The sequence below is a fragment of the Pseudoalteromonas sp. T1lg75 genome, from assembly GCF_002964705.1.
Lineage (GTDB): Bacteria > Pseudomonadota > Gammaproteobacteria > Enterobacterales > Alteromonadaceae > Pseudoalteromonas.
This window is the reverse complement of the sequence record NZ_PQCD01000022.1, coordinates 103,896-116,893: the sequence shown is the minus strand read 5'-3', so window position 1 is coordinate 116,893 and position 12,998 is coordinate 103,896. Positions and strand designations below refer to the sequence as shown.

At 49.4% G+C, this 12,998-nt stretch carries 14 protein-coding genes; 9 read left to right on the top strand and 5 right to left on the bottom strand.

Features of this window, described 5'->3' with window-relative positions:
- Positions 1-2 precede the first annotated feature (2 nt).
- On the bottom strand, positions 3-320 hold the full coding sequence (gene clpS, locus C2M36_RS05905) for an ATP-dependent Clp protease adapter ClpS (protein ID WP_105189777.1): 318 nt from the start codon (positions 318-320) through the stop codon (positions 3-5).
- Between the two features lie 200 nt (positions 321-520).
- Here clpS and cspD point away from each other — a divergent pair, with 200 nt between their 5' ends.
- The 9 genes from cspD to C2M36_RS05860 all read left to right on the top strand — a co-directional run bounded on the left by cspD (position 521) and on the right by C2M36_RS05860 (position 9,334).
- On the top strand, positions 521-742 hold the full coding sequence (cspD, locus tag C2M36_RS05900; RefSeq protein ID WP_105254134.1) for a cold shock domain-containing protein CspD: 222 nt from the start codon (positions 521-523) through the stop codon (positions 740-742).
- 304 nt (positions 743-1,046) lie between these two features.
- Positions 1,047-3,269 carry an NADP-dependent isocitrate dehydrogenase gene (locus C2M36_RS05895; protein WP_105254133.1) on the top strand — a complete coding sequence of 741 codons (2,223 nt, stop codon included), beginning with the start codon at positions 1,047-1,049 and terminating at the stop codon, positions 3,267-3,269.
- Between the two features lie 57 nt (positions 3,270-3,326).
- Entirely contained in the window at positions 3,327-3,980 is a 654-nt protein-coding gene (locus C2M36_RS05890; RefSeq protein ID WP_105254256.1) for a pseudouridine synthase, read from the top strand.
- Positions 3,973-4,419 carry an NUDIX hydrolase gene (locus C2M36_RS05885; protein WP_105254132.1) on the top strand — a complete coding sequence of 149 codons (447 nt, stop codon included), beginning with the start codon at positions 3,973-3,975 and terminating at the stop codon, positions 4,417-4,419. Before C2M36_RS05890 ends, C2M36_RS05885 begins: the two co-directional genes overlap by 8 nt.
- A gap of 85 nt (positions 4,420-4,504) precedes the next feature.
- Positions 4,505-5,605 (top strand): tRNA 2-thiouridine(34) synthase MnmA, encoded by a 1,101-nt coding sequence (mnmA, locus tag C2M36_RS05880; RefSeq protein ID WP_105254131.1) that lies wholly within the window; start codon positions 4,505-4,507, stop codon positions 5,603-5,605.
- A gap of 1 nt (position 5,606) precedes the next feature.
- Positions 5,607-6,209 (top strand): high frequency lysogenization protein HflD, encoded by a 603-nt coding sequence (hflD, locus tag C2M36_RS05875; RefSeq protein WP_105254130.1) that lies wholly within the window; start codon positions 5,607-5,609, stop codon positions 6,207-6,209.
- A gap of 71 nt (positions 6,210-6,280) precedes the next feature.
- Positions 6,281-7,648 (top strand): adenylosuccinate lyase, encoded by a 1,368-nt coding sequence (purB, locus tag C2M36_RS05870; protein WP_105254129.1) that lies wholly within the window; start codon positions 6,281-6,283, stop codon positions 7,646-7,648.
- Positions 7,649-7,724: 76 nt separating this feature from the next.
- Complete coding sequence (locus C2M36_RS05865) at positions 7,725-8,867, top strand: cupin domain-containing protein (RefSeq protein ID WP_105254128.1); 1,143 nt, start codon at positions 7,725-7,727, stop codon at positions 8,865-8,867.
- An 8-nt stretch (positions 8,868-8,875) separates the two neighbouring features.
- Positions 8,876-9,334 carry a GNAT family N-acetyltransferase gene (locus C2M36_RS05860; protein WP_105254127.1) on the top strand — a complete coding sequence of 153 codons (459 nt, stop codon included), beginning with the start codon at positions 8,876-8,878 and terminating at the stop codon, positions 9,332-9,334.
- On the opposite strand, the gene C2M36_RS05855 is transcribed toward C2M36_RS05860, so the two are convergent.
- The 4 genes from C2M36_RS05855 to C2M36_RS05840 all read right to left on the bottom strand — a co-directional run bounded on the left by C2M36_RS05855 (position 9,321) and on the right by C2M36_RS05840 (position 12,986).
- Positions 9,321-9,746 carry a DUF4826 family protein gene (locus C2M36_RS05855; protein WP_105254126.1) on the bottom strand — a complete coding sequence of 142 codons (426 nt, stop codon included), beginning with the start codon at positions 9,744-9,746 and terminating at the stop codon, positions 9,321-9,323. The genes C2M36_RS05860 and C2M36_RS05855 overlap by 14 nt on opposite strands.
- 99 nt (positions 9,747-9,845) lie before the next feature.
- On the bottom strand, positions 9,846-11,078 hold the full coding sequence (locus C2M36_RS05850; protein WP_105254255.1) for a lipoprotein-releasing ABC transporter permease subunit: 1,233 nt from the start codon (positions 11,076-11,078) through the stop codon (positions 9,846-9,848).
- 5 nt (positions 11,079-11,083) lie between these two features.
- Entirely contained in the window at positions 11,084-11,785 is a 702-nt protein-coding gene (gene lolD / locus C2M36_RS05845; RefSeq protein WP_105254125.1) for a lipoprotein-releasing ABC transporter ATP-binding protein LolD, read from the bottom strand.
- A complete protein-coding gene (locus C2M36_RS05840) occupies positions 11,778-12,986 on the bottom strand; it encodes a lipoprotein-releasing ABC transporter permease subunit (protein WP_105254124.1) in 1,209 nt (402 codons plus the stop codon). Before C2M36_RS05840 ends, lolD begins: the two co-directional genes overlap by 8 nt.
- Between the last annotated feature and the right edge of the window lie 12 nt (positions 12,987-12,998).

Sequence of the window (12,998 nt, the reverse complement as noted above, 5' to 3'; positions counted from 1 at the left end):
CGTTATTCCTGCTCACAACTACAAAGCAGCGGATGCTCATGCTCTCTGGCATAGCGATTAACCTGCTCGGTTTTGGTGTGGGCAATATCTGCAGGATAGATACCGCATACCGCTTTACCCTCATGGTGAACTTTGAGCATAACGTCTGTTGCTCTTTCGCTATCCATATTGAAAAAAGTCATTAAAACTTCGATAACAAAGTCCATTGGTGTGTAGTCGTCGTTGTTGAGTATCACCTTATATTTACGCGGCGGCTGTAACTTTTGCTTCTGCTCGTCACGGCTGCGCTCTACAACACCAGAATCTTTCATTCCACTCATAAATAAATATAGTCTTCTCTGTAGATCTCAAGCAAACCCGAAATCAAAAATAAATAAACTGTTAAAAAAATGCACAAAAAACTTGACTGAATGGACAAATAAACTACAGTCAGATTTGGGCTGTCTATCTATTAGCCAGTCTATCAAACTATCAGGTTTAGATTAACTAAATTAGTCAACTTATAGAAGGATGTAGAAGTATGGCTTGTGGAAAAGTCAAATGGTTCAACAATGCCAAAGGGTTCGGTTTTATCCAGGAAGTAGGCAGTGAGGAAGACATCTTTGCGCACTACTCAACCATTAAGATGGATGGATACAAAACACTAAAAGCTGGCCAGGATGTAACCTTCGAACTGCAACAAGGCCCCAAGGGTCTACACGCCACAAACATTCTACCCACTGATGGCTCCGAAGGCGTTTAGTCGGTAAATAGTGAGCGTTTTGCAGTAACAGCCTAGCTGTTCGGTCACGTCTGAGAGCGAGCTTATGCAGTAACTAGCTCGCTTTGATCCCTTCCCTATCCCCATGAATTTGCGCGTCGCAACGTAAAGTTTCCGTCCATTTTGTAAACTATACTTGAAATTTTAACATTCGCCCTAACCTTAAGTTGAATGGAGCTTTTCTCTTTTGCTTGATACACTGCACCGCAGTGACAGCAAATGTCGGCTAATTTAGGTGAAATTTTTACCTAGGCCGATAATACATAACGATAAATTAGGACACAAAATGACCTCGAAAATCATTTACACCAAGACTGATGAGGCGCCAGCTCTGGCTACCTATTCTTTGCTTCCTGTAATCGAAGCAGTTTCAAACGTTGCCGGTATCGATGTAGAAACTCGCGATATCTCTCTTGCCGGCCGTATCATTGCCGTATTCCCTGAGTTTTTAAACGAAGACCAGCGTATTGGCGACGCGCTTGCCGAATTAGGCGAATTGGCTAAGACGCCAGAAGCGAACATCATCAAGCTTCCTAATATCAGTGCTTCAATCCCGCAGCTTAAAGCGGCTATTAAAGAATTGCAGGCCCAGGGTTATGCTCTTCCTAACTACCCAGATGAGCCTAAAAACGAGCAAGAAGAAGACGTTAAAGCTCGTTATGACAAAATTAAAGGCAGTGCGGTAAACCCGGTTCTACGTGAAGGTAACTCTGACCGTCGCGCGCCAGCATCGGTAAAAGCCTATGCCCGCAAAAACCCACACTCAATGGGTAAATGGAGCAAAGACTCTCAGTCTCGCGTAGCATCAATGACGGACGGCGACTTCTTCGGTTCTGAAAAGTCTGTGACCATTGAGAAAGCAACCAGCGTACGTATCGAGCACGTCGCAACTAACGGTGACATCACGGTATTGAAGCCGGAAGTAAAACTGTTAGATGGCGAGATCATCGACGGTTCATGCATGAGCGCATCTAAGCTACAGGCCTTTATCGCCGAGCAAATCGACGCAGCTAAAGCACAAGGTATCTTGTTCTCATTGCACATGAAAGCCACCATGATGAAGGTATCTGACCCAATCATCTTCGGTCACGCGGTTAAAGTCTTCTACAAAGATGTATTTGCTAAGCACGGTGCCCTATTTGAAGAGCTGGGTGTGGATGTGAATAACGGTATCGGTGATGTATACGCTCGCATCGAAAACCTGGACGAAGCCAAGCGCAAAGAAATCGAAGCCGACATCATGGCGGTATACGAGCAGCGCCCAGCGGTTGCCATGGTAGATTCAGACCGCGGTATCACTAACCTACACGTACCAAGCGACGTGATCATCGATGCGTCTATGCCTGCGGCCATCCGCTCTTCTGGTCAAATGTGGAACGCCGACGGTCAGCTACAAGACACGGCTTTCGTAATTCCAGATCGTTGCTACTCTGGTGTATACGATGCGACCGTTGAGTTCTGTAAAGAGCACGGCGCATTCGATCCAAGCACCATGGGCAGCGTACCTAACGTGGGCCTAATGGCACAGAAAGCTGAAGAATACGGTTCACACGACAAAACGTTTGAAATCAAGAGCGCCGGTAAGGTGCGTGTTGTTGATGCCAACGACAATGTGCTTATTGAGCATGACGTTGAAGCCGGCGACATCTGGCGTATGTGTCAGGTGAAAGACGCACCTATCCAAGACTGGGTTAAGCTTGCCGTTAACCGTGCCCGTGCTACAAACACACCAGCAGTATTTTGGCTAAACGAAGAGCGCGCACACGATGCCGAGCTTATCAAAAAGGTTAACGCCTACCTGCCACAGCATGACACCGCAGGCCTGGAAATCCATATCCTTGACCCAATTGCAGCGACTAAGTTCTCACTTGAGCGCATCAAAGAAGGTAAGGACACAATTTCAGTAACAGGTAACGTACTGCGTGATTACCTAACTGACCTATTCCCAATTCTTGAGCTGGGTACCAGTGCGAAAATGCTATCTATCGTGCCGCTAATGAACGGTGGTGGTCTATTCGAAACAGGTGCGGGCGGTAGTGCTCCTAAGCACGTGCAACAGTTCCAAAAAGAAAACCACCTACGTTGGGATTCTTTAGGTGAATTCCTTGCTCTAGCTGCATCTTACGAGCACCTGAGCGCTCGCACTAACAATGCCAAAGCGCAAGTACTTGCTGATACACTGGATCAAGCAACGGCTAAGTTCCTTGACGAGAACAAGTCACCGTCACGTAAAGTGGGTGAAATTGATAACCGTGGTAGCCACTTCTACCTAACTCTGTTCTGGGCTGAAGCACTGGCGGCACAAGACCTGGATGCAGATCTTAAAGCACGCTTTACCGAGGTAGCGGCGCTACTTCGCGAGAACGAGCAGACCATCATCAACGAGCTAAACGACGCTCAAGGTCCAAGCATGGATATCGGCGGTTACTACCAGCCAAATGAAGAGCTTGCGTTCAAAGCTATGCGTCCAAGCAATACTTTCAATGCGATTCTTGCTAAACTAGCTTAATCGTATCGATTGCATTATCAAGGCATCCAATCGGGTGCCTTTTTTTATTTTAACTCCATGACAAAAAAGCCAAATAACACGCGCCCACGCCCCTTCGCAGGAAAACCAGCAGATAAACACTGGTTCAAGCGTAAACCCGCCAAGCCAAGCTTGGCGCCGGAACAAATTAAAGTGGTTTTATTCAATAAACCCTTTGACGTGCTGTGCCAGTTTACCGATGATGCGAATCGCAGAACCCTCGCCGACTACATAGACATCAAGCAGGTTTATGCCGCCGGTCGGCTCGACCGCGACTCCGAGGGTCTCTTGCTACTGACCAACTGCGGCAAGTTGCAGCACCAGCTCGCCAACCCCAAAAAAAACACCTATAAAACCTACTGGGTTCAGGTAGAAGGCGCAGTCAGCGATCAGGCCGTGCAGATGTTACAACAAGGTGTCGAGCTCAATGACGGCATGACCCTGCCCGCCAAGGTGAAGATTATTGCCGAGCCACAAGGGCTTTGGCCGCGCACGCCACCGATACGCGAGCGCAAGAATATCCCCACCACCTGGTTGGAAATACAAATTCGTGAAGGCCGTAATCGCCAGGTTCGACGCATGACCGCTCATGTTGGACATCCGACCCTGCGTCTCATTCGTGCCGCCATAGGCGCCTATCGCCTGGGCGATTTAAAAAGTGGTGAATACCGGTTGGAGAAACAGCATGTATAGACCCAATGTCACCGTGGCCATGGTGCTCAAAAGCGGCGAGCGTTATTTGATGGTACAAGAACGCGACAAGCTCAGCGGCGAAGTGGTTTTTAATCAGCCCGCCGGGCATTTAGAAGAAAATGAATCACTGCTCGATGCCTGTGCCCGGGAGCTTTTTGAGGAAACCGGGTTAACGGCCATACCTTCTGGCCTGGTGGGTATATACAGTTTACAGGCAAAAAACGGCGTCCATTATCTGCGTTTTTGCTTTTACGCCGAGCTTGATGAATGCGAGAGAACACAGCCACAGGATAGCGATATTATCGCTTGCCATTGGCTGACCCTGGAAGAAATTGAAACCTCTCCCCTTCGCTCTGATCTGGTACGCCAATGTATTCATGATGCCCAATCGCAGCCGCTAATCCCGCTTAGCTATTTACACTATCAAGTTGATGCATAACCAGCGCGCTTGCTACTTCAAGCCCTTGGGTAAGCGTGATATAATTCGCGCCTTTAAAGCCAAGTGATGTGAAAATTCAGTTCCTATGAGCGATAACAGCCAAATTAAAGTAATCGTCGGCATGTCCGGTGGTGTTGACTCATCCGTATCCGCTTACCTGTTAAAAGAGCAAGGCTATCAAGTCGAAGGCCTGTTTATGAAAAACTGGGAAGAAGACGACAACGATGAATATTGTGCCGCTGCAGAAGATCTGAAGGACGCACAAATGGTCTGTGAAAAGTTAGGAATCGAATTACACACGGTTAACTTTGCCGCCGAATACTGGGATAACGTGTTCGAATACTTCCTTGCCGAATACAAGGCAGGACGTACGCCAAACCCAGATATCATGTGCAACAAGGAAATCAAGTTTAAAGCCTTCTTAGAGTTTGCCGCCGAAGCCTTGGGCGCCGACTATATCGCCACCGGCCACTATGTGCGCCGTGAAGAACGCGATGGTAAGTTCGCCATGCTCCGCGGTGAGGACAACAATAAGGATCAAAGTTACTTCCTGTACACCCTAAGCCATGAGCACATTGCCCAAACCCTGTTCCCCGTTGGTGATATACCTAAACCGCAAGTACGAGAAATCGCCGAGCAACAAGGTTTAATCACACACGACAAAAAAGACAGCACCGGCATCTGTTTTATCGGCGAGCGCAAATTTAAAGACTTTTTACAACGTTACCTGCCGGCTCAGCCCGGTGTTATCGAAGACACCGAGGGCAATGAGGTGGGTGAGCACGAAGGTCTCATGTATCACACCCTAGGTCAGCGTAAAGGCCTGCATATCGGCGGCCTAAAAGAAGGTTCTGGTGAGCCTTGGTATGTGGTCGACAAAGACATAGAGCGCAATGTGCTGGTTGTAGGTCAGGGTAAAGACCACCCTCGCCTTTACAGCAATGGTCTTAATGCAGATCAGCTGCATTGGGTTGACCGCGTTGGCCCTAAAGGCACGGCGCGCGTAACGGTGAAAACCCGTTACCGTCAGCATGACATCCCTTGTACCTTGTTAGTTGGTGAAGACGGTGTCGCCCGCGTGCTCTTCGATGAGCCGCAAAAAGCGGTGACTCCTGGCCAATCGGCGGTATTTTACGACGGCGAAGTGTGCCTCGGTGGCGGCATTATTGACTCGGTGATCCGCTAACATGAATGCCAATCAAGTGATGGCCTTGGCAGCCATGTGTCAAGTAGCCCTGCAGGTACAAAAATTGGCCAAATACGGTCAGTCGCAACAGCATGAAATCGAGCCGCTGCTTAATTCCCTGCTAGCGACCGATGCCGACAATGCCGAACAAATTTACGGCGGCAGTCGCAATCTTCATTCCGGTTATCGCGCCTTGGTTGCGCAATTAAGCCCGGGCAGCGATAAAAATGTCGAGCTGGTCAAATACGTCGGCGGTCTAATTCAACTTGAGCGTATTCTCAGCAGCAAGCCGCAAGCTCTGGCCGAGCTCGGCCGCGACATTGACCAAGTAAAAAATAAATTACAGCACTTAGACTTACTGGATGAGTCTATTATTGCTGCTTTCGCCGACACTTACGCCCGCATCATCAGCCCCTTAGGGCAACGCATTCAGGTATTTGGGCAACCGGCACTATTAAAACAAAGCAGCATTCAAAACCGTATCCGCGCCCTGCTCTTGGCAGGCATACGCGCGGCGGTGCTATGGCGCCAGGTAGGTGGTAAACGCCGTCACTTTATATTTGCCAAACGCAAAATATTGGCCTTAGCTAAAGAACACATTTAAACCCCGGCTTTCAAGTCTCGCGCTTGCAGGCAAACAAAAGATAAATCGTTCAACGTAACTTAGGAGTTAATATGGAGCTTTCAGCGTTAACCGCGATCTCTCCGGTAGATGGGCGCTACGGTAGTAAAACAACTGAACTACGTAGCATTTTTAGTGAATTTGGTCTGATCAAATACCGCGTACAAGTAGAAGTACGTTGGTTACAAGCCCTCGCCGAGGCCAAGGAAATTGCAGAAGTTCCAGCGTTAAGCGCAGAAGCCAATGCCCTGCTTGATAGCATAGTTGCTAACTTTAGCGAAGCCGATGCGGCCCGTGTTAAAGAGATTGAACGCACAACTAACCACGACGTAAAAGCGGTTGAATACCTTCTAAAAGAAAAAGTGGCCGACAACGCCGAGCTTAACGCCGTTAACGAGTTTATCCACTTCGCCTGTACGTCTGAAGACATCAATAACCTGTCACACGGCCTGATGCTAAGCGAAGCGCGCGATACCGTATTGCTTCCTTACATGGATCAGCTACTTGACGCGGTAAAAGATAAAGCCATTGAATACAAGTCGGTAGCCATGATGACCCGTACTCACGGTCAGCCTGCTTCACCGTCAACCATGGGTAAAGAATTCGCCAATGTGTACATGCGTCTTAAGCGCCAGCGCGATCAAGTTGCTCAAGTAAGCATGCTAGGTAAAATCAACGGCGCCGTTGGTAACTACAATGCTCACCTAAGTGCCTACCCGGATTACGACTGGCACACACACGCTGAAAAGTTTGTGACTAGCCTAGGTCTAACCTTTAATCCATTCACGACGCAAATCGAACCACACGACTACATCGCCGAGTTGTTCGATGCGGTAGCGCGTTTCAACACCATCCTTATCGACTTCGATCGTGACGTTTGGGGTTACATCGCTCTTAACCACTTTAAGCAAAAGACCATAGCTGGCGAGATCGGCTCATCGACCATGCCACACAAGGTTAACCCGATCGACTTTGAAAACTCAGAAGGTAACCTGGGGCTGGCCAATGCGATCTTCGCTCACCTGGCGCAAAAGCTACCCATCTCACGCTGGCAGCGTGACCTGACCGACTCTACGGTTCTACGTAACCTGGGTGTTGGCATGGGTTATACCCTGATCGCTTATCAGGCAACTCTTAAAGGGATCAGCAAGCTAGAAGTAAATGCCGACCGTTTACTTGCCGAGCTAGACCAAAACTGGGAGCTACTTGCTGAGCCAATTCAAACGGTAATGCGTAAGTACGGCATCGAAAAGCCGTATGAAAAGCTAAAAGAGCTTACTCGTGGTAAGCGTGTTGATCAGGCGGCTATGGCCGAGTTCATCGACACCCTTGAGCTACCGGCAGAAGTTAAAGCGCAATTAAAAGAGCTAAGCCCAGCCAATTACATTGGCCGCGCTGTTGAGTTCATTGATAACCTTTAATTCGCAGCACTAGAATATGCTATAAAGCGAAAGATGTGACCAAGTGTCGCTCTTTCGCTTTTTTATTGGAGTAACCATGTACAGCCTAACAATAAACGAGCTCAGCAAGGCGCAGTTTCTAGCGCAATACTGGCAGAAAAAACCCCTACTCATTAAAGGCGGCTTTAAAGATTTTGTTGACCCAATCGATGCAGAAGAACTCGCCGGTCTAGCGATGGAAGAAGGCATAGAGTCGCGTATTGTCACCAATAGCGACGGTTGGCAATGTGCTAATGGCCCATTTGAAGATTTCAGTGCCTTGGGCGAAGAGCACTCTACCCTGCTGGTACAGGCGGTCGACCATTGGCACCCCGATGCTGCCGAGCTGGTTGAGCCATTTCGCTTTATTCCGAACTGGCGTATTGATGACTTGATGGTGAGCTATTCCACCCCGGGCGGCGGTGTGGGTCCTCATATAGATCAGTATGATGTGTTCATTATTCAAGGCTCGGGTAAACGCCATTGGCGAGTCGGTCAAGTTGATAAAAGCGTACAACAATTTAGCGCCAATAAAGGGCTGCTCCAGGTTGGTCCTTTTACTGCGGTGATCGATGTCGAGTTAGAACCCGGCGATATTCTTTATATTCCGCCTAATGCGCCCCATGAAGGTTATGCCATTGAACCATCGCTAAACTATTCAATTGGTTTTAGGGCACCGAATCAAACCGATCTGCTCTCCGCATTCGCCGACCATCTGATTGACCATGACCTAGGGCAAGCCCGTTATAGCGATGAACAGCTAACGGAGCGCGCGAGTCGCGGCGAGCTTAGCGCCGATGAAATCGCCAGCCTGCGTAAGTTAATGATTGCCGCCATTGAGGACGACAGTACCTTCCTACGCTTTATCAGTGAGCACCTCAGCGAAGCAAAACACGATAAGGATTTATTACCCCTAGATGAGCCACTAGAAGAGAACCAAGTAATGGATTTTCTTAGCGATTATCCCGTTTTGCACAAGGCCGGAGGCCTGAGAGCCCTGTATATCGAACAGGCGGACGCCGTGATACTCGCCGTGGAAGGTCACAGCTTTTGTCTACCAATCAAACACTTGGAGAGTATCAAGCTGCTGTGTGATGAGCAAACAACCGCCACAGATATGTTGGCAATGAATACAAGCTGTTTACTTTTCAGGCAGACATTGGCTACACTGATTAATGAAGGTTATTGGTTTGCAGATTAGGAGGGTTTATGCCCTATCGGATCCACCAAGTCGACTGGGGGTCTCAAGATAACCCAATACGCCAAATTCGTGAGCGAGTCTTTGTCTTCGAATTAAACATTCCCAAAAACGTGGAATTTGACGAGCGCGACACAAGTGCCCTGCACTTTGTCGCCTACGATGAACATGGCGAGCCGGTTGCTACCGCACGGCTCTGCCAGGATGGCCTGTTGGGCCGCATCGCCGTTCTGCCCGAACACCGCAATCGCGGTATCTATACCGAAATACTTAAATTTGTACTCAGCAACGCCGCCAACTGCGGCTTTGAATCTATTTGTATTAATTGCGTGTTGGACGAGGTGGAACGCTTTAAGAAGAATGGCTTTTCGCCATGTGGGTGTGTCTTTATGGAGGCTGGCATTCCAAGACAGCGCTTGGAATGCCCGGTGTCACGCTGTGACAGTAGCCCGTTTACTATGGTTCATTAGCCCATAGCTCTTGTTTATCGTAGAGCTCATAGAGGCCATGCGCACGGTTAATCAAAAGCTGGGCAAAATCGTGTTGGGTCTTCTCCAATCGGGTGCTGCTAAGCAGTTGCTCCGCTTTCACCTGCCATTGCAAAGAGAAATGACGGATGGCTTCGCGTGCCGTGGTTGCCGCTGAGACTTCCACGTGATCCGCGGGTAATTGACCGGTGATCACCCAATAAGTTTTACCGTTTTGCGCTTTAAATTTCCATACCGCACACAGTGGCGCTAAAAAGCGGCTGTCTTTTTCTACCAGGGTTTTCGGCATAATGCCTTTTTCCGCTAAATGCTTCTGGGCAGTTTCAAAACAATGGCGTTGGAAGGCACGAATTTGTTGTTCTTGTGGTGCTAATTGTTCTTGTTGTTGCGACATAATACTACTTCTATTGTTGTTGCTAGGGTCACTTTACGAAGAAGCGCCCTGCCTTGCAAGCCCTAAAGGATACAAAGCAGGAGTTTGACCGCCATAGTGTTAGTTGCCCAACACCTTGGCCGGGTCTATCTTAGCAGCCTGCCACGCCGGATAAATGGATGCTAAGACCGTGATCACCAGGGTAATAGCCGATACTAGGGTGATGTCCTGCCAGTGGATTTGTGCCGGCAAAAAGTCGATAAAATAGACACCCGCTAATTTATTTTCACCGATAAAATCGCTCCAAAGCACGAAAATATCTGTGATATTCAGGGCCAGTAAGACACCGACCAGAGCACCAATCAAGGTGGCTATCACGGCCGAAACCACGCCTTGAAGCATAAAGGCCTGCATGATCACCAGATCGCCCGCGCCCATGGTGCGCAAGATGGCAATGGCACTTTGCTTTTCTTTTACTTCCATAAAAAGCGAAGAAATAATATTAAAACTGGCAACGGCAATAATCAAAAACACGCTGAGATACACTATGGTGCGCACCATCTGAATGTCCTGATACAGACCGCCTTGAGTTCTTACCCAGCTATTTACATACACATAGTCGTCCAGGGTGCGGCCAATGCGCATGGCTTCGCTGGGCGCACTAAACACATCATCGAGCGTCACTCGCAGGCCGGTCACCTGATCATGTTCGAGCTCAAAGGCCTGCTGTAAAGTGGCCAGCGGTAGAAAAATTTGCACTTTGTCCAGCGGACCCTGGCTATGTATTAATCCGGCTACCTGCACATTTAATCGTATTGGCGCGCTCAGTGCGTCACTGTGATTGCTGATGTCCGTCATTAAGAGCGTGAGGTTATCACCCGTTTCAAGCCCCAGAGCATTGGCTAACTGCGCTCCCATCACCACTTCGTTGCTGGTCAGCTGCGAGAGCTTTTTACCGCGAATAAACTCATCAACGATGGACACCTTGGTTTCTAATTCCGGCACCACGCCGCGGACTTGAGCCGCTTCCAATCGACCTCGGTATTGGGCCATGGCATTAACGGCGATAAAAGGCGCCGCCGCCTTTACATTATCCTGGTGCTGTAAACCCTGCTGTTTTTGCGGCCACTGGGCAATGGGCTGGTCGGCGGCCACATATTCCACATGAGGGACCAGCGCCAATAAGCGTTCCACCAATTGCTGCTGAAAGCCGTTGACTACAGACAGCGCCAGAATAAGCACGGCCACACCGAGTATAATGCCAAGACTTGAGCTGCGGGCCATAAAGCCCATAAAACCGCTATTGCGCTGAGATTTACGAAAACGCTGGGCCAATAGCAGACTTAAGGACATAGCCTTCATAGGGTATCAACCTCGGTGTGCTGCGGGCTCAATAGGCCCTCATCCAACACCACGGTGCGCGTCAAGCGACTGGCCAGGTCTAGGTCGTGAGTCACGACCACAAAACTAGTTCCCAGGTCCTGTTGTAACTCCATCAGCAAGGCAAAAATCCGCTGGGCGTTATGTTTGTCCAGGTTACCGGTTGGCTCATCGGCCAGAACCAGATCGGGCTCGCTGACCACGGCGCGGGCGATGGCGACACGCTGGCGCTCACCACCGGATAGTTTGGCCGGTTTATGGTCGGCACGATGTGACAGGCCCACCTTTCCCAGCATGACTTTCGCTTTTTGCTCAGCCTGCTTGGCATCCATCCCGGCTATCAGCAAAGGCATGGCGACGTTTTCAAGCGCCGTAAACTCCATCAAAAGATGGTGAAACTGATAGATAAAGCCCAGATGCTTATTGCGAAACAGTGCCTGTTGTTTGCGGGATAATTTCGCCACCTCGGTCTCACAAATAACCAGGTTACCCGAAGTGGGTTTATCCAGGGTGCCGAGAATATGCAATAAGGTACTCTTACCCGAGCCGGACGAGCCGACGATGGCCACACTTTCGCCGCGCTCGACGGTTAAATCGACCCCTTTGAGCACCTCAATTTGCTCCGCCGCATCGCTATACACTTTGGTCAGCTTGTGGCAACTAATCACTATACTACTCATACCTTAATACCTCTGCTGGGCGCACCTCGGCGGCTTTTTTCGCTGGATACAATGTGGCGGCAAAACTCATGACCACGGCCCCAAGCACTATCAACGCCAAATTGCTGTAGGACACCACCACGGGCAGTTGCTGTTGACCGAATAAATGTAAACCGATTGCCGCCAACAAGGCATTGAGGTTGTACACCACAAGCACAGCTAAAATCGCGCCAATGACACTGCCGACCACGCCGTTATACAGGCCCTGGATCATAAAAATACGGGCGACTTGATTATGATCTAACCCCAGGGTCTGCAAGATAGCGACCTCGCCTTGTTTTTCCCTGACCATCATGGTCAAGGACGATAATATATTGAATACGGCAACCAGGAAGATCAGCCCAAGTAACAGGCTCATGATGCGTTTTTCCATGGCTACCGCAGCAAAGAGACTGCCTTGGCTTTGGCGCCAGTCACTCACTCCCCGGCGCTGCTCCTCACTTAAGCGCGACAACACCAGCTCACTGCTAAAGGCATCATCAAGCATGACTTCGATTGGCGCATCCTCGGTGTTTCTAACGCGCAATAAACGTCGTAATGACTCGCCGGATGTAAACAGGGTATGCATATCGAGCTCAGAGCCGGTGCGGTAAATAACTGCGATAGTAAATAATCGCTGCGCGGGAATGCGGCCCATGGGGGTATAGGTAGAGACACTGGGTATCGTAACGCGCAGTTTGTCACCCACACCCACACCCAAAGTACGGGCCAAATAGCGACTGATGGCGATATGATAGCGCTCATCATAGAGACTTTGCACCCTGCCTACCTCGATGTTATCGACCACATTATCAGGCAAGCGGGTATAAGGCGCCTGCAACAGCACGCCCTGAATGTCGGCGGCGCTTTGCACTATGGCCTGAGCCTGGTGGTAACGCTTAACCGACACAACCTCCGGTTGTACCTTTAAATCGGCAATTAACTGCTGCTGCGCCTGAGCTTCGCGCTCGGCCATGGTAAATTGCAAATGGGGGATCATCGACAGCATGGTGCGTTTTAAATTGTTTTCAAAGCCATTCATTACCGACATCACGGTAAACAAGGCAGTGATGCCAAGGGCGATGCCGGCGATGGAAAAAAACGAAACAAAGGAGACAAACGCACTGCCTTTAGATAAGCGCGAATAGCGTAGACCAATAAATAAACTGACAGGCTTATACATCAACAGCTTAAC